The organism is Streptomyces sp. NPDC107522 (assembly GCF_055657525.1).
In genome coordinates this window covers 382,406-403,884 of sequence record NZ_JBVKAU010000003.1, presented here as the reverse complement: position 1 = coordinate 403,884, position 21,479 = coordinate 382,406, and the positions used below count along the sequence as shown (strand labels likewise).

Genomic DNA, 21,479 nt, shown 5'->3' with positions numbered 1-21,479 from the left:
GAAGGGGGCCACATGGCAACCGTTTTTCAGAAGTGCAAAGAGGACGAGCAGAACCGCTACTACCCGTGCGAGAAGAACCGCTGCGGTCACAGTTGGACCGTCCGGTACCGCGAGCCCGGCGGCCGGACCGCGAGACAGCGAGAGAAGACCTTCGCGAAGAAGACCGGTCCGGACGGAGCTGACGCCTTCGCCTCCAAGGTCGAGCACGACAAGGGAATGGGGATCTACCTCGACCCCCAGCGCGGCGCTATCACCCTTCGGGCCTGGTCGCGAGAGTGGTTGGACCGGCAGATCCTCGCCGAGGGCACCCTGCGCAACTACGAGGGGTTCACAAAGAACCACCTCGTCCCCCACCTCGGCCGCAAGACTCTCGCTGGGCTCGCGAAGGCCGACTTCGAGCGCTTCGTGGCGACCCTGCACCACAAGGGCGAGGGCATGGCCGCTTCGACGATCAACGACCGCATGAAGTTCGTGGCCGCGATGCTTGAGGCAGCCGTCGTCGAGAAGCGCATATCCGAGAACCCGGCGAAGGGTGTCAAGATCCCCCGGACGAGTTCGCTCGCCGTGGACGAGGACGAGATTCCCAGCCTCGAAGAGGTCGAGCTGTTGGCGAAGCACATCTCGCCTCAGTACCGGCTGTCGATCTACTTGCAGTCGGGGGCTGGCCTCCGGATCAGCGAAACTCTGGCCTTCGCGAGCGAGTGCCGGCGGACCGACTTCATCCGCGTCCGCTGGCAGGTCAGCTCGCAGGCCAACCGCGGCGATCGCCGTACGACCTTCGTCCCGCTGAAGCACCGGGCCGAGGGGGAGTACCGGGACATCCCGATCGCTCCCTTCATCGACGACGAGATCGACACCCACCTGGAGCAGTGGGACTCCATCCCGGTGACCTTCAAGGACAAGGCGGGCAAGGATCGACAGCTCGAAGTCTTCTTCGCTCCGCGTGATCGAGGCAAGGGCACCATGCCCACGGCGACGACGTACGGCTACCACTTCAAGAAGGCGTGTCGGGCCGCCGGTCTGGTGGACGTGAACGGCAAGCCGAAGTACACCCCGCACTCGCTGAGGCACTTCTTCGCCTCGACTGCTCTTGCAAACGGCATCCCGATCCACGAGGTCTCGCGCTGGCTGGGCCACAAGTCGATCAAGACCACCGTGGACATCTATGGGCACCTCGTGCCGGGTGCCTGGCACCGCTGCCGCGAGGTCATGCAGAATGCCATGCGGCCCGTGCCGGTGGAGATCCCGAGCGAGGCTCCGCGAACCTCGGAGGGGTACGACGAAGTGGCCTAGGTGCTGACCTTGTTTTTCCGTGCTGATTCTGTGCTGACTTGGATCTCTCAGAAGCCCGTTTCCGCAGGTGAGAGCGTTGTGGTAGACGTTCCGCTTCAATGTGTAGCGGGTTGCCGGGCATGTGATCACTGATCTGGCAAACATGCAGGTCAGGTGGGGTCGGTTCCATTGGGGACCGGCCCCGTTCTCGTGGCCGGCCCTGTCTCAAAGCCGTCGGCAATGGATCAGTGGGTTCTAGGCTCGGATCCACCTTGTGATCCCGAAGGAGCCAGAACACCAGTGACGGACAGGCGAGTTGTCATTGTGACCGGCGGCGGTACGGGCATTGGAGAGGCCGCCGTACGCCTGCTGCGCGAGGGAGGCCACCACGTGGTCGTCTCCGGTCGGCGGAGCGAGCCGTTGCGGCGTCTCGAACGGGAGACCGGGGCACTTGCGTATCCGTCCGATGTGGGGGACCCCGAGGCCGCCGACGGTCTCGTCCGAGCAGCCCTGGACGCGCATGGACGACTCGACGGGCTTGTGCTCAATGCGGGTATCGGGCGCGGTGGAACCGTAGGCGACTTGTCGCTGGAGGACTGGGACGAGGTCATGCGCACCAACGTCACCGGCCCGCTGCTGCTCCTGCGCGCGGCGATCCCGCACCTGCTGGAGGCGAGCGGGGCGGTGGTCGCTGTCGCTTCGGTGTCCGCTCTGCGCAACGGCACGAGCAACGCCCCGTACGCCACGTCCAAGGCGGCCTTGCTGCAGCTTTGCCGTTCCGTCGCCGTCGATTACGGGCGTCAGGGGGTGCGGGCCAACATCGTGTGCCCGAGCTGGGTACGGAGCGAGATGGCCGACCGGCGCATGGCGCGCTTCGCCGCGGAAGCGGACCTGCCGGGAGACGGCGTGGCGAACGCCTACGAGGAGGTGACCAGACTCCTGCCCATGGGCCGGCCGGGCGAGCCACGTGAGATCGCGGAGGCGATCGGCTGGCTGCTGTCCCCGGCAGCGTCGTATGTCAATGGCGCCGTGCTCACCGTCGACGGCGGGGCGACGGCCGTTGATCCCGGGACGCTGGCGTTCGACTTCCATGTCACGCCACGCCGTGACGAGGTCTCCTGACACCGGGGGCCGGGAGGGGCTCGCCCTCGCAGGTCGGGCCCCGGGCGCGGGCCTCGTGCCGCGGCCTTGTTTCTTCTCCGTCCGGAGGCGAAACCCATCCCGCCGGGCCCGCTTCATGCGGTGAAAGTTACTGACGTTGACGTTACTGACATTCGTGTCAGCACGCTCGAGCGCGAAGCTGCTCCGGGGCTCGATGCCGTCTACCGCCCCGGCGATTTGCTGGCCGCCTGGCCACTGTGAGTGGCGGGGCACAGCAGTTGGTGCGAGAGCCCGCACCAGCCATCCGGGAACCGACCCATGAGGCCGGCTGCCCCCGGTCGTGGGTCACATGTCGTCCATCGACGACATCGAGTCCTGCAGACCCGGCAGCAGCCAGTTCTGGGACAGGGCGAGTACGGCCAGGACGAGGAAGACGAGGCCCACGAGGCGGGAGAGCAACGGCCCGCGGGACCACAGTTTCTCGACGAAGATCAGGACGGCCAGCCCCGCCATGGCGGCCACGTTCATCACCCCGAGCGGGATCAGGACGATCATGAGCCCGGCGCAGCAGCCGACGCAGTAGGCGCCGTGGTGGAGCCCCACCCTCAGGTCGCGGGCGGGACGCCGGTAGCCGGCGTAGCGCATCAGGTGGCTCATGGGGGCGCGGCAGTGCCGCAGGCACACGTTCTTGAGGGGACCGAGCTGATACAGACCGGCGAGCAGGAACGCGCTGAAGCCGATCCAGCGCCCGGCGGTCGGATGATCGGCCACCAGATCGCCGGTGAGGACGAGGGCCGCATAGGCCAGCGCCCCGAAGGCCGTCCACACCATCAGGTATCCGCCGACGAACTCGGCCGTGCGCGCCGCCCGGGTCCAGCCGGAGGACCGGCGGCCGATTCCCCGCACCCATGTGATGGCCACCGGCGCCATGGACGGCAGCATCATCGCCGCCATCATCGTCACCCACAGCAGCAGGAACAGGGGCAGCGCCATCCCCATCGTGCCCGGCTCGACCCCCATGTCCCGGGCCTGCCCGATGGTGAGCGCCCACGCGGGCACCGCGATCAGGACGACGAGGAGCCAGGCGGCCGCGAGGTCCCGCCTCGGCAGCAACCCACCGCCGGCTCCGGTCGGCGCAGGCGACCGGGTGGGGGCGGGCTCGAAGGGCCGGGTGATACGCATCGGCATGGCCTCCTGCGGACACTTCCAGGAGAGCACGCCTCCACCTGCGGCGCGACAGCGCCCCTGGCGCCTCCTCACCGACGAGAACCCTGCGGCACGATGCTGCACGAGGCACCCGGGCTCGCCGATCCACTTGCCCAGCGGACCGCTTGCCCAGTTGACCCGCTTCCCCAGCTGAGCTGCCCGCCCCGCTTCCCCAGCGGCGCGATTACCCTTCCGCCCGGTCAGGCGCAAACTGGAATGGAGTCCTCGCGATCCCGAGAGCCTCCCGGGACGTGGTCTCGACACTCCGAACGAGCCTCCGGGCCCGGAAGGAGGGAAGCAAGATGACAGAGCAGGTGACCACCGATACGCGCTGGCATGTGGCCGGCGACTGGTTCGACGTCTGCAAGTGCGCCATACCGTGCCCGTGCACCTTCGCCCAGCCTCCCACCTACGGTGACTGCGAAGGCGTGATGGTCTGGCACATCCGGGAGGGCAACTTCGGCGACGTGAGACTCGACGATTTCAACGTCCTCATACTCGCCTCCTTCACCGGCAATGTCTGGGCCCGCGAGCACACGGATCCGTACGCCGCGGTCTTCCTCGACGAGCGGGCGGACCAGCGGCAACGCGACGCACTCGGGGCGATCTTCGGCGGCGCGGCCGGTGGCTGGCCCGCGCAGTTCGTTGAGGTCTTCGGCCCTGAGATGCGGGGCATGGACACCGCCCCCATCCAGGTGGAGATCGACGAGGACCTCGGGACCTGGCGTGCCGAGATCCCCGGACGCGTGGCCGCAAGCGCCGACGCGCTCACCGGGCCGACCACTCCGGAGGGCGTACGGGTACAGGTGCACGGCGCACCCGGTGCGGAGGTGGGACCGGGGCAGGTCGCGACCTGGGGACGGGCCACGACCGACCGTGTCGACGCGTTCGGCTTCTCCTGGGAACGCTCGGGAAAGTCGAGCAAGCACTTCCCCTTCGACTGGAGCGGCCCGGACTGAGCGCCCGGCAGAACCCGGTCAGCCGCCGCTGACCTTTCGGCATGCCTCCGCATACGCCCGCACCAGAGGCCGCCCCTCGTCCTCCCTGCGCCACGCCAGCGCGTACCGGCTCGGCGAGAGCCCTCGCACCGGGCGGGTCACCACCCCGCCCAGGGTGATCAGCGGGGCGTTGCCCGTCGCCACCAGGCAGATCCCCAGGCCGGCGACCAGTGCCTCGTACGTCTCCTCCGTGCTCGCGATCTCCGCCCCGACGCGCGGCGGCCGGCCTCCCCGCTCCTCCAGCGCCAGCCAGTAGTCGCGCAACGGCCCCGCACTCGCCGGCAGGGCGAGGAACGGCTCGTCGAGCAGGGCCGTGAAGTCGATCTCCGGACGGGACGCGAGGGGGTGGGTCTCCGGGAGGGCGACCAGGCGGGGCTCCTCGGCGATCACCGTCCAGGCGTAGCGGTCGGCGTCGGGCAGGGGCAGCCAGACGAAGGCCACGTCCGCGTCGCCGTCCGCCAGGCCCGCCGTCGGGTCCTCCCAGCTCACCTGGCGCAGACGCAGGACCGTGTCCGGGTGCGCGGCGGTGAAGCGGGAGCGGATCGCCGGGAGCAGGCCGCCGCGTCCCGGGCTGGTGCTCATGCCGACCACCAGCGTGCCGCGTGCCGCGACCCGGGCCGCCTCCACCGCCGCCGCCCCCTCCGACCAGGCGTCCAGCACCCGCCGGGCGTGCGGCAGCAGTGCCGCGCCGGCCTCGGTGAGCGTGACGCCCCGCGGATCTCGGCGGAACAGCTCCACACCCAACTGCCGCTCCAACGCCCGTACTTGCTTGCTGAGCGCGGGCTGTGAGACGTACAGCCGTTCGGCCGCGCGGGTGAAGTGCAGTTCCTCGGCCACCGTCAGGAAGTAGCGCAGGTCGCGCACATGAACGTCCATGGGCATAACCATCGGTTATCAGCGTGGGTCTTGGACGCGCAACTGGCAGAGGCAGCAGGCTGGTTCCTGCGCGACCACACGATTGCGATCAACGCATACGAGGAGCTGTCATGAACAAGGTTTGGCTGATCACCGGCGCGAGCAGCGGCTTCGGGCGGGCCATCGCGGAGGCGGCGCTCGCCGAGGGTGACGTGGTGGTGGGGGCGGTACGGCGGCCCGAGGGCCTGGACGATCTCGTGGCCGCCCACCCCGACCAGGTGGAGGCGCTGCGGCTGGACGTCGGCGACACGGGGGCCGCCGAGGCCGCCGTACGGGATGTGATCGCCCGGCACGGCCGGATCGACGTGCTGGTGAACAACGCGGGCCGCACCCATGTGGGCGCCTTCGAGGAGACAACCGAGGACGAGCTGCGCAAGCTGTTCAATGTGCATGTCTTCGGGCCCGCCGCCCTCACGCGTGCTGTGCTGCCGCACATGCGTGAGCGGCGGGCCGGAGCCATCGTGCAGATGAGCAGCATGGGCGGGCAGATGTCCTTCGCGGGCTTCTCGGCGTACAGCGCCACCAAGTTCGCGCTGGAGGGCATGTCCGAAGGGCTCGCGGACGAGGTCGCCGAGTTCGGCATCAAGGTACTGATCGTCGAGCCGGGTTCCTTCCGTACGTCGCTGTTCGAGACCGGGCGGGCCGGGGCCAGCACGGACAGCGGCCTGTACCCCAAGGTGAGCCAGACCCGCGGCTTCGTCTCCGGCGGCGACGGCACCCAGCCCGGCGACCCGGCCAAGGCGGCGGCCCTCATCCTGGCCGCCCTGGAGGCCGACCGCACCCCCCTGCGCCTCCCGCTCGGCGACGACGGCGTCACCGCGGTCCTCGGCCACCTCGACCAGGTCCGCGAGGACATCGCTCCGTGGGAGAAGAGCGCGCGGGCGACGGCCTTCGACGACTGAGGCCATGGCTGAAAAAGAGGTTGGGGGCGCGGAAGCCGCGCCCTAGCCTTTTTCTCCCCTGGCAGCAGGAAGGTGAGCGATGCCGGAAGAGCCGAGCGTCTGGGAAGTGCGGCTGGGCATCTATGCCACGCAGCGGCAGGCCGAGCAGATCGAGGAGCAGATCACCAAGCTCCTCTGCCCCGACCCCGATCACGCCCCGCCCTGTCCGGTCCCGTGGTCGGTCATGACGATGCACGAGTCGGCCCTCGACGACGACGCGTACGACGAGTTGCGGGAGCAGGCAAGGATCGAACAGGGCCGCTGAACCGGCCGATCTCCTCAACCTGCGGGCCGCATCCGTCGTGATCCTCTGCGAGCCGCAGCTCAAGTCAGCCGTCGAACACCAGGCGGCATCCCGCGCCCACCGCATGGGCCAGGTTCGCGCGGTCCGCGTGCACCGCCTGCTCTGCACGGGTTCGAGGCAGGCCCGCCCTCATCACAGCCGTGGGCTGAGTTCGCCGTGCAGGGGCCCTTGTGCAATTCCTGTGGAGGCCTCAATCTTTCGGCTGACACACAGGAACGGCACAGGGAATTGACATGCCCCTGCCTATTCCAGTGTCACCCCCACAAGCGCACCACCACTCGAGGAGGACCCCTCAGATGGCAGTGATGCGTAACTCCCGCAGAGACACCCGGCGAAGACTTGCCGCCCTCAGCGCCGTGGCCACCGCGGCCCTCGCCGCGAGCCTCGTCTCCGCTCTCCCCGCCGCGGCCGCTCCCGAGGGCCGCATCCAGTACGCGGGCGCGGCCGATGCCGTGGCCGACAGCTACATCGTGACCCTCAGGGCGGACCACGCCCGTTCGGGCTCGGCGACGGGGCGTGCCCTCGTCGAGAAGTACGGCGCCGACATCGAGCGGACGTACAAGAAGGCCCTCAACGGCTACGCGATCGAGGCCTCCGAGGCCGAGGCGAAGCGGCTCGCCGCCGACCCGGCGGTCGCCTCCGTGGTCCAGAACCGCACGTTCAGCATCGACGCGACCCAGACCAACCCGCCCTCCTGGGGCCTGGACCGCATCGACCAGAAGAACCTCCCCCTGAACAGCTCGTACACGTACCCGGACTCGGCCGGGCAGGGTGTGACGGCGTACGTCATCGACACCGGCGTCCGCATCACCCACAGCGACTTCGGCGGCCGGGCCTCCTACGGCTACGACGCCATCGACAACGACAACACCGCCCAGGACGGCCACGGCCACGGCACGCACGTGGCGGGCACGGTCGCCGGAAACGCATACGGCGTCGCCAAGAAGGCGAAGATCGTCGGCGTCCGTGTGCTGAACAACTCCGGTCAGGGCACCACCGACCAGGTCGTCGCCGGCATCGACTGGGTCGCCCGCAACGCGGTCAAGCCCGCCGTCGCCAACATGTCCCTCGGCGGCGGCGCCGACACCGCCCTCGACACGGCCGTACGCAACGCCATAGCCTCCGGCGTCACCTTCGCGGTGGCGGCGGGCAACGAGTCGACGAACGCCTCCACAAGGTCCCCCGCACGCGTGACGGAGGCCATCACGGTCGGCGCAACGACGTCGTCCGACGCCAAGGCGAGCTACTCCAACTACGGCTCGGTCCTCGACCTGTTCGCGCCGGGCTCGTCCATCACGTCGGCCTGGAACTCGAGCGACTCGGCGACCAACACCATCTCCGGTACGTCGATGGCGACGCCGCACGTCGCGGGCGCGGCCGCGCTGTACCTCGCCGACAACCCCTCGGCCACCCCGTCCCAGGTCGCCTCGGCCCTGACGGCCGCCGCCACGACCGGCGTCGTCACCAGCCCCGGCACCGGCTCGCCCAACCGGCTCCTGTACGTCGGCGGCGGTACGACGACCCCTCCGGGCCCGCGCTTCGAGAACACCGGTGACTACACCATCAGCGACAACTCCACGGTCGAGTCCCCGGTGACGGTCTCCGGCGTCTCCGGCAACGCGCCCTCGGCCCTCGCCGTCGAGGTCCACATCGTCCACACGTACATCGGCGACCTCCAGGTCCAGCTGATCGCCCCGGACGGCACGGCGTACACGCTGAAGTCGTACGGCACGGGCGGCAGTTCGGACAACATCAACACCACGTACTCGGTGAACGCCTCCTCGGAGGTCGCCAACGGCACGTGGAAGCTGCGGGTGAGCGACAACGCGAACTACGACACCGGGCGGATCGACGCCTGGGCACTGCAGTTCTGACCCCCACTCAATAACCCGGCGGCCCTGAGCCGCCCCCTCACCCTCGTCCTCGCGGAGCGGCTCTGGGCCCCGTGCCCCGGCCACCCGCGAGGACGAGCCGTATTCGGCGCCAAGGCACGAGGAAGCCGTTCCCCAGCATCTGCTCCGGCGTGGGGGCTGGGCGAGGGTGGGTGCGCAGCCCGGCGCGACGGGGTGCCGCCTCTGGTGGTCGGGAGCCGCCCCAGCGGCACGACTGCCCGCAGCTACGTCGGCATGACGGCCGTTGCTGCGCAGGCTACGGCGGGGTAGGCGTGACGGCCGTAGCTGCGCAGGTTGTGGCCGCCCGCGGCGGGGTAGGCGTGGCGGTCCGCCGCTACGCAGGCTAGCGCCCGACCTGCGGCTGGGTCGGCGCGACGGTCCGCAGCTGCGCGGGCTGTGGCTGCCCACGGCTAGGTAGACGCGAGGGCCCGCAGTTACGCAGCCTGCGGCGGCCCGCAGCTACGCACGCTGCGGCGGCCCACGGCTGCCCAGGCTGTGGCGGCCTACGGCTGCCCAGGCTGTTGCGGCCCGCGGCTGGGTCGGGCTGACGACTCCGCGGCTACGCAGGCGGCTGCAGCCGCACGTGGATGACGCGCACCCCCACGGGCCTGCAGTCGCGTACGGCGGGAAGGGGACGTGTCGGGGGTGTCCGCCCGCAGTGGCCGGCGTCAACACGCAGTACCTCCTGGCATAAGGGCAACCGCCGGTCCGAGGACGGACACCCCCCGGCGCGGCCCCGACCCACCCACCGACCCGCAGGCGCTACGCGCACCCCCACCCAACCCGCACAGGCGCCGCAGGCATCGGCCACGCGCACCCCCACCAAACCCGCACCCGCGCGGCTTACCATTCGCCAAGTCGTACCCCAGTTCCACCCCCCGGCCCCGCCGCCCGACCCAGGAGCACGGTACTCGTGTCCATACCTCCGCCCCCCGGACCCCAGCACCCCCAAGGGTCCCCGGAGCAGCCCCAAGGGCCGTACGCGCAGGGCCAGTACCCGCCGCCGTCGCCGTACCCGTACGGCGTCCCCGGCGCCCAGGGACCGTACGCGTACCACCCCTACGGCCCGTACACCCCCTTCGGCCGCCAGGCGCCCGTCAACGGCATCGCCATCGCCGCCCTGGTCGTCGGCATCCTGTGCTTCCTGCCCGCCGTGGGACTCGTGCTCGGCCTGATCGCGCTGGCGCAGATCAGGAAGAAGGGCGAGCGCGGCAAGGGCATGGCGATCGCCGGGTCCGTGCTGTCCGGCGTCGGCCTCGCCCTGTGGGTGCTCGCGCTCACGACAGGCGCCGCCTCCGACTTCTGGGACGGCTTCAAGGGCGCCGCGAGCGGCGACGGCACCGCCTACGCGCTCGCCAAGGGCGACTGCTTCGACTCGGCGACCGGCAACCTGGAGGGCGAGGCGTACGACGTCGACGAGGTGCCCTGCTCCGGCAGCCACGACGGCGAGGTCTTCGCGGTCGTCACGCTGCCGGGCGGCGCCTTCCCCGGCGACGACGAGGTCACCCGGATCGCCGACGACAAGTGCTACGCGCTCTCCGACGATTACGCCATGGACACCTGGGCCCTGCCGGACGACGCGGAGGTCTACTACTTCATCCCGTCCCGTCAGAGCTGGCGCTTCGGCGACCGCGAGATCACCTGCCTGTTCGGCAGCACGGAAGAGAACGGCAAGCTGACCGGCTCACTGCGCAGCGACGCGACGACGCTCGACGCGGACCAGATCGCCTTCCTCTCCGCGACCAACGCCGTCGACATGGCCCTGTACGAGGAGCCCGAGGACCTGCCCGAGGACGACCTGGCGGCGAACCAGGCCTGGGCGAAGGACGTGCACGAGGCGCTCGGCGAGCAGATCGCGGCGCTGCGCGGGCACACCTGGTCGAAGTCGGCCGCGCAGCCGGTCACCGAGCTGGTCGCGGAGATGGAGGCCGCCCGTAAGGAGTGGGCGCAGGCGGCGAAGACCGACGACCCGGACGTGTTCTACGCGCACTACGACGAGGCGTACGCGTACGTCGACGGCCCCACGACCGTCACCGCACGCAAGGCTCTGGGCCTGGACACCACCCTGCCGACGACGTACGAGGACGACTCCGACAGTGACGGCGGAAGCGTGTCGGCTCTGTCAGAACTGTGTGAGCGGATGTGTGAGCGCGGCTATAGCGGGGAGAAAGCGCCTGCGTAAAGCCCTCCCCGGGCACAAGTCATCACATCGAGTGATTCTCTGGCCTTTGCTTGCACGGGACAACCCACGGTTGCCACGCTGTTGCTGTCTGTACAGCCTGATGGGAGCGGCCAGTGACTTTCGGTGAGCAGCCGGCGTACCTGCGCGTCGCGGGTGATCTCCGCAAGAAGATCGTCGACGGTTCGCTGCCACCGCACACCCGCCTCCCGTCCCAGGCCAGGATCCGCGAGGAGTACGGCGTCTCGGACACCGTCGCGCTGGAGGCGCGCAAGGTACTGATGGCCGAGGGCCTGGTCGAGGGCCGCTCCGGCTCCGGGACCTACGTCCGCGAGCGTCCCGTGCCCCGCCGGATCGCCCGCTCCGGCTTCCGCCCGCCGAGCGGTGCCACGCCCTTCCGTCAGGAGCAGGCCAATGGCGAGGCCCGCGGCACCTGGGAGTCCAGCAGTGAGCAGACCGAGGCGAGCGTCGCCGTCGCCGAGCGGCTCGCCATCCGGCCCGGCGACCGCGTCATGTGTACGCGGTACGTCTTCCGGGACGCAGGCGAGGCGATGATGCTCTCCACGTCCTGGGAACCCCTCGCCGTCACCGGCCGTACGCCGGTGATGCTGCCCGAGGAGGGTCCGCTCGGCGGCATGGGCGTCGTCGAGCGCATGGCGGCCATCGACGTCGTCGTGGACAACGTGACGGAGGAGGTGGGCGCGCGCCCCGGCCTGGCGGAGGAACTCCTGGCGCTGGGCGGCGTTCCCGGCCATGTGGTGCTCGTCATCCAGCGCACCTACTACGCGTCCGGTCGCCCCGTGGAGACGGCGGACGTGGTGATCCCGGCGGACCGCTACCGGGTCGCGTACCACCTGCCCGTGAAGTAGCGCACACCTTTGGTGGTAGCGCACACCTTCACGGCAGTTACCCCCGCCAGAGCCCCAACTCCCGCCCCTCCCACCGCCGTTGGAATCTGGCCGTTTTCGCAGGTCGTAGCGCGCATCCCCGGCATGCCTGTGACCGGATGCATCGACGTCTGCGCACGGCGCATTCGATGACGTGCGCCCCCTGCGACTTGGCTGGTTGCGTACCTCTTTGTGAAAAGCCGTATTCGCTGCGTAAAGGTTAGGCGTAGGCTCGGGCATATGCGGATTGCGGTTTCCTTAGCGGGCGGGGCACGGCACAGGCCGCGAGCGAAGCGAGATGGGGGTCCCTCCGGCCGAAGGCTGGGGTGGGCGGGAAGGAGCAGGGGGGCGCCATGAACGACAGCACGATCACTCTTCCTTGGCTCGTCATCCGGCAGGACGACAACGGCAATCGCTACCGCGTGGGCCGGTACGCGACCCGGGCGGAGGCCCAGAAGATCGCGGACAGCCTCGACAACCGCGGACACAAGCAGCTGTACTGGGTCGAGCGGATCGCTCAGAACGGAAACAGCGCCGACAGCTGACGAATCCGCGCCCGCGCCGCCGCTCCCGTAGGCTCCGGCGCATGACGGAACGGATCGTGGTCGGTGCCGCGCTGCTGGAAGCGGGCCGCCTGCTCACGGCGCGCCGCAGCGCCCCCGAGGAACTGGCCGGGCGCTGGGAGTTGCCCGGGGGAAAGGTCGAGCCCGGGGAAGCGCCCGAGGCGGCGCTGGTGCGCGAGCTGCGGGAGGAACTCGGCGTCGATGCCGAGGTGATCGAGCGGGTGCCGGGTCAGTGGCCGCTGAGGCCTCCTTACGTCCTCCAGGTGTGGACCGTCCGACTTCTCCCCGGGGCGGGGGAGCCCAAGCCGCTCCAGGACCATGACGCGTTGCGCTGGCTGAGCCCGGGAGAGCTGTGGGACGTCGACTGGCTGGACCAGGATGTGCCGGCGGTACGGGAGGTGGCGCGGCGGCTGTGAGGCAGGACCGCCGGAGGCGCTGAGGTCGGTGCATACCCCCCAAGGCCGGTGCACCCCCGAACAAGGCGGGTACCCGCCTTGAACGAGCCCGGTACCGGCCCCCGAATATCGGGTATGTGCCTATTAACCCCACGAAACCGGACATGGGCGAACCCGCTGGCCTGGGAAGTGATCGGCGTGATCGACACCCATGGCGACTGCGCCGAGTGGAGCTTTCCCGCAGAGCCGGGCGCAGTGCGCGCCGCGCGTGCGGCCGTCCGCGGCCGCCTGCGCGACTGGGGCCTGGACAGCCTCGCCGACATCGCGGCGCTGTTGGTCAGTGAGCTGGTCACCAACTCCCTCCGGCACGCCACGGGCCCCATCGGCGTACGCCTGGTCCGTCCCGTCTCGCTCGGCGGCGTCCTCCTGGTCGAGGTCTCCGACCCCCTCCCCGACCCACCCCGCGAACGCACCGCCCACCTCGAGGACGAGAGCGGCCGCGGACTCCAACTCGTGGCGCACTCCTCGCGCCGCTGGGGAACCCGGCCGGGCCGCAGTACGGGCAAGACGGTGTGGTTCGAGCTCGCGGTACCGGAGTGACCTCCCGCGACTCCAGGTTCCGCGCAACGCGGACTTCAGGCCCTGTACAACCCGTCAGCAGGCGTCCATGCCGCTGTACGTCCGCCCGTGCCCTGTCGAGCGACTGGTTCAGGCCAGTGGCAGGTGGCCCGCCGCGTGATTCGACTGCGTGTCCGCTGGTTAGAAGTCTGGAAGTGTTTCCGCGGCCCGGACCGAAAACCATCGGGAACGTGCTGTGATCGTGAACACCGTGTTGTGCGGGGCCGTAGTGCTGGATACTGCGGGCAGCCGCCGCCGGTGACCGGTGCCGGACGCGGTGAGCTGGAGGGGACGGTTCGCGTGAGCGAGATACCAGCGAAGGCCACGGAGTCCGAGGACCCGTCGGACGGCGCGAGGGCGAAGGCCGCGGGAGAGCGGGCGGCCTACGACACACAGGCCTCCGAAGCCACACAGGCCTCCAGCGCCACAGATGCCTCTCAAGCCTCACCAGACACACAGGCCTCCGACGACGTCCGTCCCGGCGACGCCGTCTGGCAGAGCAGCCCGCCCGGCTCGATCTACGACTACATCAAGGTCGCGTCCTTCTCCATCGGCCCCGACGGCCTGGTCGACCAGTGGAGCCTGCGCGCCGAGCAGCTCTTCGGCATCCCGGCCCAGCGCGCCGTCGGTATGGACCCCATAGAGGCCTTCATCGACCCCGACCTGCGCGAGCACGGCCAGCGCAAGATGGCCGAGATCCTGGACGGGCGGGAGTGGACCGGTGTCGTCCCCTTCCGGACGCCGGGCGACGTCGGCGACGGGCGCGGCAAGGACGGTCTCGCCGAGGTGTACGTCATGCCGACGCGCACGGAGGACGGTGAGAAGGCCGCCGTGTGCATCGTTGTCGACGTCCGCACCCTCCGTCGTATGGAGACCGACCTGGCCGCCTCGCAGGCGATTTTCGGTCAATCTCCGTTCGGCTTCTTGCTGATCGACCCGGAACTGAAGGTCCGCCGCGTCAACCACCGGTTCGCCTCCGTCTTCGGCGGCACACCGGACGACCACCGGGGCCGCGATGTCCACGACTATCTGCCCCGCCCCGAGGCCGACCGGGTCACGGCCACCCTGCGCCGGGTCCTGGAGGGCGGCAGCTCCATCACGGACATGCACGTCACGGGCTTCCTGCCCGGCTCCGAGGAGCGTCGCCACTGGTCCGTCAACCTCTACCGGGTGCACAGCGGCAGCGGCCGTCCCATCGGCATCGCATGGCTCGGAACCGACATCACGTCCCGCCGCGCCGCCGCCCGCGAGGCGGCCGCCGCCCGGCGCAATCTCGCCCTGCTGAACGAGGCCGGTGCCCGGATCGGCAACTCCCTGGACCTGGAGACCACGGCCCGCGAACTCCTCGACGTCGTCGTGCCCGGCTTCTGCGACCTGGCCACGGTCGATCTCTACCAGGGCCTGCTGGCCGGCGACGAGACCCCGCCCGGCCTCGCCGACGGCAGCGCGGAGCTGCGCCGAGTCGCCTTCGCCAGCGCGGTCTCCGACGCGCCCTTCACCGGCTCCGGCGCCCCCGTCGCGGTCGGCGCGGTCCACCACTACCCGTTCAACTCGCCCTGCGCGGACGCCCTGCGCACCGCACGGCCGCAGTACGTGCCCGGCGAGGAGGGCGGCCTCGTGCAGTCCACGCTCGCCGTGCCGATGGTCGCCCACGACACGGTCGTAGGACTGGCGCAGTTCGCGCGTACGAAGGGCAGCGAGCCGTTCGGAGACCGGGACCGCGATCTCGCGGTGGAGCTGGCGGCGCGGGCGGCGGTGTGCATCGACAACGCCCGTCTGTACCGGCGCGAGCACGAGCGGGCGCTGATACTGCAGCGGTCCCTGCTCCCGCCGGGGGACCCGGTGGCCTCCGGGCTGGACATCGCGTGCCGTTATCTGCCGGGCAACGCCTCGTCCGACCGGCCCAGCGAGGTGGGCGGCGACTGGTTCGACGTCATCGAACTTCCCGGCCACCGCACGGCGTTGGTCGTCGGGGACGTCATGGGGCGGGGGCTGCGCGCGGCCGTCGCGATGGGCGAACTGCGTTCGGCTGTACGAACGCTGGCGTTGCTGGACCTCGAACCGGCCGAGGTCCTCTCGGCGCTGGACGAGATCGCGCGCGGCCTGGGCGCCCCCGGCGGCGTCCAGCAGGCCACGCGAGCCGCCCGCCGGCCCCGGGAGGCAGACCTGTCCGAGGTCTACCTGGCGACGTGCGTGTACGCGGTCTACGACTCCGTCACGCGCCGGTGCACCTTCGCCAACGCCGGGCATCTGCCGCCGGTCCTGGTCGAGCCCGGTGAGGCGGCGCTGATGCTGGACGTGCCGCCGGGGATGCCGCTGGGGGTGGGTGGAGAGCCGTTCGAGGAGGTGGAGGTCGAGCTGCCGGAGGGTGCGCTGCTGGCGCTCTACACGGATGGACTGGTCGAGTCCCGCGACCATCCCCTGGACGAGGGGCTGCAGGCTTTCGTCGGCGCGCTGACTGATCCCACGCGCCCCCTGGAGGACGTCTGCGATCACGTCCTCAACACCCTAGACAGCCATCACGGCGAGGACGACATCGCGTTGCTGATGGCCCGTGTGCAGGGGCTGCCCGCCGAGTCGGTGGGCGACTGGACGCTGCCGCGCGAGCCGCGCAGTGTGGGGCGGGCCCGTGAGTACGCCCGTGGTCAGCTGCTGTCGTGGGACCTGGAGCCTCTCGTCGACACGACCGAACTGCTGGTCAGTGAGCTGGTCACCAACGCCCTTCGGTACGGGGAGGGTGAGATCAGGCTCAGGCTGTTGCTGGACCGCACGCTGGTGTGCGAGGTGTGGGACTCCGGGCTGGTGCAGCCGCGGCGGCGGCGGGCGCGGGACACGGACGAGGGGGGCCGGGGGCTGCAGCTCGTCGGGCTGCTCAGTGCGGCGTGGGGGTCGCGGCGGACGCCTCGCGGCAAGACGGTGTGGTTCGAACTGCCGCTGCCGGGCGGGGAGAACGGGCTTGCCGATCCGGCGGAGGCGTTGCTGAGCCTGTTCTGAGGCCTCGGCTTCGCCTTCGGCGTGGTGTTTCCCGCCCGCACCACTCGTGCGGCTGTCGTGGTCGGGTGCGGGTGGCCCCTGTGGGGCTGTCTCGCCGTCGGCGGCTGCGGGCCCGTCGTTGGGATGGGGTTCCCACCCGCACCACTCGTGCGGCTTTCGTGGTCGGGTGCGGGTGGCCCTTGTGGGGCTGACCCGCCGTCTGCGGCTGCAGGCTCGTTCGGTGTGCGGCGGGGCGCGTCTGCGAGCATCCTCACGCGGGCGTCGTTCCTCCGCGGCGGCCCCGGGTGAGTGGGCCGCCGAAGCTTGCGGGTGGGGCGGCGTTCGGGTCACCGCCCAGCAGGACGCCGCCGAGGACCGCTCCGGCGAGGCCGTCGGTGTCCTCGGCGGGGCCGTCGAGGGGGTGGCCGTGCATCCGTGCGTCCTGTTCGGCCATTTCGCGGGCCTGCTGGGCCAGGGTGTCGGCGGTGAGGAGGTCGGCGAGCTGTCGGCGCGGGTCCCCGCCGGGCGGCGCGGACGGCGTGGACGTGAGCAGGCGGCGGGCCTCCGCCAGGCGGGTGCGGGCCTCGGCGGCCACCGCGGCCCGGTGCGTCGCGATCACGTCGTCCGCGGCGGCGACGGCACTGCGCGCGCACACCAGCGCGGCCGCCGGAAGCACGCCGGCCCGCCCCGCGACGACGGGCCCGACGCCCCGCACGATCCGCCGCAGCAGGTCCAGGGGGTCGTACGGCCCCGCGGTCAGCTTTTCCCGTACGACGGCCAGGACGACGTCGGCATGGGCGACACGGGCCCGCAGCTCACCGGGAGGGACCTCCGCATACGCGGCTCCGGTCCCCGCCGACGATTCCCGCGCGCCGGCGATCTCCACCTCCCCGCCGGTCAGCGCGGCCGGAACCATCGCCGCGGCCGTGGTGAGCTCCCCGGCGAGCCGTTCGATGCCGTCGACGAAGACGGCGGCCTGGGCGATGGCGCCCTCGGCGGACCGCAACTGGCCCGCGGCCCGCTCGATCTCGTCCAAGTCGGCACTCTGGCGGGCGTGGTTGAGGCGGGCCGTGGCGAACACCAGCCGGTCCTTGGCCTGCTCGACGTGCCCCACGACGGCGGCGACGGCCGAGGGGGCGTACCGCTCACCGAGCTCGCGTACGGCCGCGTCGGCACCCCCGGTCCGCCCGGCCAGCTCCCGGAACCGGCCCTCCGCGACGGCCAGCGCCTCGCCCAGCCCTCCACCCAGGCCCTCCTCCAGCCCGCGCAACTGGTCGAACGCGGCGGCCTGCGCGTCCAGCAACCGCCCCGCCTCCTCGGCCCGCCCGACGATCCCGGCCAGCACATGCCGCCGAGCCGCGCCCTCCTCCGGAACCCCGCCCTCGTACTGCCACCGCATCCGGAACGCGACCGCCAGCTCGGCCTCGGCGTCCCGCAGCACCCGCGCGAACGGCTCCACCTCCGCCGCCCCGACCGAGGCGTCCGGTCGGCCACCCACGACCCCGACCCGCCCCTCGACGAACCCCAGCTCCTCCCGACTGACCCGCACCCAGTCATCGGCCTCGACCAGCAAGGCCCGCGCCCGCTCGTCGAGTTCCCCCACCTGCGGCTCGGCGACCTGAACCGGCGCGCCACCGGGTGTCGTACGCCCCCGCGCCCGCCGCCTCCGCCGCAGGAACCCGAACCCCGCGAGCACCACCACCACGATCACGGCCAGCATCGGCATCACCAGATCCGCGGCGGACGTCTCGCCGACCTCCCCCTGACCCACCGCCCCGGCAACGGGCCGCTCCACCCCTCCCGCAACCGGCCCTCCACCGCCGATCGCCATCCCGGGCAACACCAACCACACCACCCCGATCAGCCCACCCACCAGGGCATGCACGACCCGCACCGATATGTGCGAGGCAGCACGCCGCGGCCGGCCCCGGATCAAGGATGACGTCACATTTCGGAGCGTATGAGCAGGAATGCGGCCGCGCGAGCGGGGTGCGTCCGGGGTGGGGCGGGGCAAGAGCCGGTACGGAGCCGGACCCCAGCTCCGGCCTGGACCAGCAGCGGCTGCGGCTGTACCGGCTGGCCCTGCACCTCAACCTCGTCGCGGGCCCGCTCCGGCTGCTCGACGGGGACTTCTTCTTTACGGAATCCATGCGCGGCATCGCGGAACACAACCTGGTGCAGGCTCTGCGCCTGGTGGGACGATGATCGCCATGCACATCTACTTGGTGGTGGGGGCGGCGCTGTCCCTGGGCCTGCTCGCGGTGCTCGGCGTCGTGACCGTCACGACCGGCTGGGTGGTGCCGTTCGGCCGCGCCAGGGTGCTGCGGCCGAAGCTCTGGGGGTACGGCTCGCTGGTGAGTGCCGTCGGTGGGGCGGTGTTCGTCTTCCTGGGCCCGCTCGCCCAGGCGTACGGCCCCCTGCCCTGGGCCGGCTGGCTCGCCTTCATGGCGGGCCTGGGCCTGCAGATGCTGGCCCAGCGCCCCGGCCGCGGCGCTACAAGCGCCACGAACGCTACGAAGACCGCCTCCTGATCTTCGACCCCAGCCACACCAACGGGTCGTACTTGCGGTCGACCGCCCGTTCCTTCAAGGGGATCAGCGCATTGTCCGTGATCTTGATGCCCTCGGGGCAGACCTCCGTGCAGCACTTGGTGATGTTGCAGTAGCCGAGTCCGTGTTCGTCCTGGGCGGTCTTCTTGCGGTCGAGGCCGCTCTCGCCCGCCGCGTCAAGCGGGTGCATGTCGAGCTCCGCGACCCGCATCAGGAAGCGCGGGCCCGCGAACGCCGTCTTGTTCTCCTCGTGGTCGCGGACCACATGGCAGGTGTCCTGGCACAGGAAGCACTCGATGCACTTGCGGAACTCCTGCGAGCGGTCCACGTCCTCCTGCATCATCCGGTACTCGCCGGGGCCGAGATCCGCGGGCGGTACGAAGGCCGGGACCTCCCGCGCCTTCGTGTAGTTGAAGCTAACGTCCGTGACGAGATCCCGGACCACCGGAAACGCCCGCAGTGGTGTGACGGTGATCGTCTCCTCGCGGTCGAACACCGACATCCGCGTCATGCACATCAGCCGCGGACGCCCGTTGATCTCCGCCGAACACGAACCGCACTTGCCCGCCTTGCAGTTCCAGCGGACGGCCAGGTCGGGGGCCTGGGTGGCCTGGAGGCGGTGGATGATGTCGAGGACCACCTCGCCGTCGTTCACCTCGACCTGGAAGTCCTCCAGGCCGCCGCCCTGCACATCGCCCCGCCACACCTTGAAGCGGGCCTCGTAGCTGCTCACTGGTACAGCTCCTCTTCGGCGAGGTACTTGACCAGCTCCTCCTTGTCGAACAGGGCGAGCAGGTCGGGGCGGACGGGGTCGGTGTTCTCGCGGACGAGGGTGATCTGGCCGCGTTCCGGGTCCATGGCCGCCAGGCCGCCCGTCGGATCGGCCAGGTGGCACAGCAGGTTGATGTTGCGCCACTTGCGGTCCATCGTCGGATGGTCCTCGCGGGTGTGGCCGCCCCGCGACTCCGTGCGCTCCAGCGCCGCCCGGGCCACGCACTCGCTGACCAGCAGCATGTTGCGCAGGTCGAGCGCGAGGTGCCAGCCGGGATTGAACTGGCGGTGCCCCTCGACGCCCGCCCTTCGGGCCCGTACCCGCAGATCGGCGAGCTTCTCCAGGGCCTGCTCCATCTCGCCCTCGCGGCGGATGATGCCGACGAGGTCGTTCATCGTCTGCTGGAGCTCCTGGTGGAGGGTGTAGGGGTTCTCCGGCGGGCGCCCGTCGTCCTCGCTCCCGACCGGCCCTTCCGCCGAGAAGGGCCGCAGCGCCTCCGCGGCGGCCGTGTCGACCTCCAGGTCGCTGACGTCGGGGCGTTCGAAGGCCCGCGCGGCCGCGTACTCGGCGGCGTGCCAGCCCGCGCGGCGCCCGAACACCAGCAGGTCGGAGAGGGAGTTGCCGCCGAGCCGGTTCGAGCCGTGCATGCCGCCGGCCACTTCACCGGCCGCGTACAGGCCCGGTACGTTCCGTGCCGCCGCCGTGTCCGACTCGACCGCGATGCCGCCCATGACGTAGTGACAGGTCGGCCCGACCTCCATCGCCTCCGCCGTGATGTCCACGTCCGCCAGCTCCTTGAACTGGTGGTACATGGAGGGCAGCCGGCGCTTGATGACCTCGGCCGGCATACGGGTCGAGACGTCCAGGAAGACGCCGCCGTGCGGGGAGCCGCGGCCCGCCTTCACCTCGGCGTTGATCGCCCGGGCGACCTCGTCACGGGGGAGGAGCTCAGGGGGACGCCGGTTGTTGTCCGGGTCCTCGTACCAGCGGTCGCCCTCCTCCTCCGACTCGGCGTACTTCTCCTTGAAGACGTCGGGGATGTAGTCGAACATGAACCGCTTGCCCTCGGAGTTGCGCAGCACCCCTCCGTCGCCCCGCACCGACTCCGTGACCAGGATCCCCTTCACCGACGGCGGCCAGACCATGCCCGTCGGATGGAACTGGACGAACTCCATGTTGAGAAGGGGCGCCCCGGCGAGCAGCGCCAGCGCGTGGCCGTCGCCCGTGTACTCCCACGAGTTCGACGTCACCTTGAAGGACTTGCCGATCCCGCCCGTCGCGATCACGACAGCGGGGGCTTCGAGGACGAAGAAACGGCCGCTCTCGCGCTCGTACGCGAACACCCCGGAGACCCGGCTGCCGTCTTTCAAGATCCTCGTGACCGTGCACTCCTGGTAGACCTTCAGGCGGGACTCGTAGTCCCCGGTCTCCTTCTTGTCCTCCTGCTGGAGCGAGACGATCTTCTGCTGGAGCGTGCGGATCAGCTCCAGGCCGGTGCGGTCGCCGACGTGCGCCAGGCGCGGGTACTCGTGGCCGCCGAAGTTGCGCTGCGAGATACGGCCGTCCTTGGTGCGGTCGAACAGCGCGCCCCAGGTCTCCAGCTCCCACACCCGGTCCGGGGCCTCGCGTGCGTGCAGCTCGGCCATCCGCCACTGGTTGAGGAACTTGCCGCCGCGCATGGTGTCGCGGAAGTGGACCTGCCAGTTGTCGTGCTCGTTGGCGTTGGCCATGGCCGCCGCGATGCCGCCCTCGGCCATCACCGTGTGCGCCTTGCCGAACAGCGACTTGCAGATCACGGCCGTACGGGCGCCTCGCTCCCGTGCCTCGATCGCCGCCCGGAGGCCCGCCCCGCCGGCGCCGACCACGACGACGTCCCACTCCTGCCGTTCGACCACGGACATCTGTTCAGTCCCC

The 21,479-nt window shown here is 70.7% G+C and carries 18 protein-coding genes and 1 pseudogene; 14 read left to right on the top strand and 5 right to left on the bottom strand.

The annotated features are described in order from the left end of the window. Positions 1–12 precede the first annotated feature (12 nt). A complete protein-coding gene (locus ACZ7L6_RS11835; RefSeq protein ID WP_471922495.1) occupies positions 13–1,293 on the top strand; it encodes a tyrosine-type recombinase/integrase in 1,281 nt (426 codons plus the stop codon). 279 nt (positions 1,294–1,572) lie between these two features. Further along, positions 1,573–2,394, top strand: a complete 822-nt coding sequence (locus ACZ7L6_RS11830) for an SDR family NAD(P)-dependent oxidoreductase (protein ID WP_471922493.1) — start codon at positions 1,573–1,575, stop codon at positions 2,392–2,394. A gap of 324 nt (positions 2,395–2,718) precedes the next feature. Here ACZ7L6_RS11830 and ACZ7L6_RS11825 read toward each other — a convergent pair whose 3' ends face one another. Further along, positions 2,719–3,555, bottom strand: coding sequence for a DUF2182 domain-containing protein (locus ACZ7L6_RS11825; RefSeq protein ID WP_471922491.1), 837 nt, complete (start codon positions 3,553–3,555; stop codon positions 2,719–2,721). 326 nt (positions 3,556–3,881) lie between these two features. On the opposite strand from ACZ7L6_RS11825, the gene ACZ7L6_RS11820 reads away from it, so the two are divergent. After that, positions 3,882–4,538: a DUF1326 domain-containing protein gene (locus tag ACZ7L6_RS11820; RefSeq protein ID WP_471922489.1), complete on the top strand. Its 657-nt coding sequence runs from the start codon at positions 3,882–3,884 to the stop codon at positions 4,536–4,538. A gap of 18 nt (positions 4,539–4,556) precedes the next feature. Here ACZ7L6_RS11820 and ACZ7L6_RS11815 read toward each other — a convergent pair whose 3' ends face one another. Then, a complete protein-coding gene (locus ACZ7L6_RS11815) occupies positions 4,557–5,459 on the bottom strand; it encodes a LysR family transcriptional regulator (protein WP_471922487.1) in 903 nt (300 codons plus the stop codon). Positions 5,460–5,563: 104 nt separating this feature from the next. On the opposite strand from ACZ7L6_RS11815, the gene ACZ7L6_RS11810 reads away from it, so the two are divergent. The 9 genes from ACZ7L6_RS11810 (at position 5,564) to ACZ7L6_RS11770 (ending at position 16,265) form a co-directional block, all read left to right on the top strand. Then, positions 5,564–6,394 (top strand): oxidoreductase, encoded by an 831-nt coding sequence (locus tag ACZ7L6_RS11810; protein WP_471922485.1) that lies wholly within the window; start codon positions 5,564–5,566, stop codon positions 6,392–6,394. 79 nt (positions 6,395–6,473) lie between these two features. Beyond that, entirely contained in the window at positions 6,474–6,698 is a 225-nt protein-coding gene (locus ACZ7L6_RS11805; protein ID WP_471922482.1) for a hypothetical protein, read from the top strand. A 335-nt stretch (positions 6,699–7,033) separates the two neighbouring features. Further along, positions 7,034–8,611: a S8 family peptidase gene (locus tag ACZ7L6_RS11800; protein WP_471922480.1), complete on the top strand. Its 1,578-nt coding sequence runs from the start codon at positions 7,034–7,036 to the stop codon at positions 8,609–8,611. A 931-nt stretch (positions 8,612–9,542) separates the two neighbouring features. Next, a complete protein-coding gene (locus ACZ7L6_RS11795) occupies positions 9,543–10,811 on the top strand; it encodes a DUF4190 domain-containing protein (protein ID WP_471922477.1) in 1,269 nt (422 codons plus the stop codon). A gap of 113 nt (positions 10,812–10,924) precedes the next feature. After that, on the top strand, positions 10,925–11,677 hold the full coding sequence (locus tag ACZ7L6_RS11790; RefSeq protein ID WP_471922474.1) for a GntR family transcriptional regulator: 753 nt from the start codon (positions 10,925–10,927) through the stop codon (positions 11,675–11,677). A 371-nt stretch (positions 11,678–12,048) separates the two neighbouring features. Further along, on the top strand, positions 12,049–12,240 hold the full coding sequence (locus tag ACZ7L6_RS11785) for an SPOR domain-containing protein (RefSeq protein ID WP_471922471.1): 192 nt from the start codon (positions 12,049–12,051) through the stop codon (positions 12,238–12,240). Positions 12,241–12,281: 41 nt separating this feature from the next. Beyond that, complete coding sequence (locus ACZ7L6_RS11780) at positions 12,282–12,674, top strand: (deoxy)nucleoside triphosphate pyrophosphohydrolase (RefSeq protein WP_471922469.1); 393 nt, start codon at positions 12,282–12,284, stop codon at positions 12,672–12,674. A 114-nt stretch (positions 12,675–12,788) separates the two neighbouring features. Next, on the top strand, positions 12,789–13,253 hold the full coding sequence (locus ACZ7L6_RS11775; RefSeq protein ID WP_471922466.1) for an ATP-binding protein: 465 nt from the start codon (positions 12,789–12,791) through the stop codon (positions 13,251–13,253). 318 nt (positions 13,254–13,571) lie between these two features. Continuing rightward, positions 13,572–16,265: a SpoIIE family protein phosphatase gene (locus tag ACZ7L6_RS11770; RefSeq protein WP_471922465.1), complete on the top strand. Its 2,694-nt coding sequence runs from the start codon at positions 13,572–13,574 to the stop codon at positions 16,263–16,265. Between the two features lie 250 nt (positions 16,266–16,515). Here the strand turns inward: ACZ7L6_RS11770 and ACZ7L6_RS11765 are convergent, their stop codons facing one another. Beyond that, entirely contained in the window at positions 16,516–18,192 is a 1,677-nt protein-coding gene (locus ACZ7L6_RS11765; RefSeq protein WP_471922463.1) for a hypothetical protein, read from the bottom strand. A gap of 95 nt (positions 18,193–18,287) precedes the next feature. Between ACZ7L6_RS11765 and ACZ7L6_RS11760 the strand changes: the two are divergent. Further along, positions 18,288–18,449 (top strand): annotated as a pseudogene (locus ACZ7L6_RS11760) (aminoglycoside phosphotransferase family protein); the annotation flags it as partial. A gap of 5 nt (positions 18,450–18,454) precedes the next feature. Then, a complete protein-coding gene (locus ACZ7L6_RS11755) occupies positions 18,455–18,775 on the top strand; it encodes a hypothetical protein (RefSeq protein ID WP_471922461.1) in 321 nt (106 codons plus the stop codon). Here the strand turns inward: ACZ7L6_RS11755 and ACZ7L6_RS11750 are convergent. After that, complete coding sequence (locus tag ACZ7L6_RS11750; protein WP_471922460.1) at positions 18,756–19,526, bottom strand: succinate dehydrogenase/fumarate reductase iron-sulfur subunit; 771 nt, start codon at positions 19,524–19,526, stop codon at positions 18,756–18,758. The genes ACZ7L6_RS11755 and ACZ7L6_RS11750 overlap by 20 nt on opposite strands. Next, positions 19,523–21,466, bottom strand: a complete 1,944-nt coding sequence (locus tag ACZ7L6_RS11745; protein WP_471922458.1) for a fumarate reductase/succinate dehydrogenase flavoprotein subunit — start codon at positions 21,464–21,466, stop codon at positions 19,523–19,525. The genes ACZ7L6_RS11750 and ACZ7L6_RS11745 overlap by 4 nt, the downstream gene beginning before the upstream one ends. Positions 21,467–21,479 lie beyond the last annotated feature (13 nt).

Excerpts from the sequence above, each read along its gene's own strand:
- ACZ7L6_RS11785 (WP_471922471.1), top strand. The coding sequence starts at position 12,049 with ATGAACGACAGCACGATCACTCTTCCTTGGCTCGTCATCCGGCAGGAC.
- ACZ7L6_RS11755 (WP_471922461.1), top strand. The coding sequence starts at position 18,455 with ATGCACATCTACTTGGTGGTGGGGGCGGCGCTGTCCCTGGGCCTGCTC.
- ACZ7L6_RS11815 (WP_471922487.1), bottom strand. The coding sequence starts at position 5,459 with ATGCCCATGGACGTTCATGTGCGCGACCTGCGCTACTTCCTGACGGTG.
- ACZ7L6_RS11805 (WP_471922482.1), top strand. The coding sequence starts at position 6,474 with ATGCCGGAAGAGCCGAGCGTCTGGGAAGTGCGGCTGGGCATCTATGCC.
- ACZ7L6_RS11810 (WP_471922485.1), top strand. The coding sequence starts at position 5,564 with ATGAACAAGGTTTGGCTGATCACCGGCGCGAGCAGCGGCTTCGGGCGG.
- ACZ7L6_RS11825 (WP_471922491.1), bottom strand. The coding sequence starts at position 3,555 with ATGCGTATCACCCGGCCCTTCGAGCCCGCCCCCACCCGGTCGCCTGCG.
- ACZ7L6_RS11820 (WP_471922489.1), top strand. The coding sequence starts at position 3,882 with ATGACAGAGCAGGTGACCACCGATACGCGCTGGCATGTGGCCGGCGAC.
- ACZ7L6_RS11800 (WP_471922480.1), top strand. The coding sequence starts at position 7,034 with ATGGCAGTGATGCGTAACTCCCGCAGAGACACCCGGCGAAGACTTGCC.
- ACZ7L6_RS11835 (WP_471922495.1), top strand. The coding sequence starts at position 13 with ATGGCAACCGTTTTTCAGAAGTGCAAAGAGGACGAGCAGAACCGCTAC.
- ACZ7L6_RS11745 (WP_471922458.1), bottom strand. The coding sequence starts at position 21,466 with ATGTCCGTGGTCGAACGGCAGGAGTGGGACGTCGTCGTGGTCGGCGCC.
- ACZ7L6_RS11775 (WP_471922466.1), top strand. The coding sequence starts at position 12,789 with ATGTGCCTATTAACCCCACGAAACCGGACATGGGCGAACCCGCTGGCC.
- ACZ7L6_RS11780 (WP_471922469.1), top strand. The coding sequence starts at position 12,282 with ATGACGGAACGGATCGTGGTCGGTGCCGCGCTGCTGGAAGCGGGCCGC.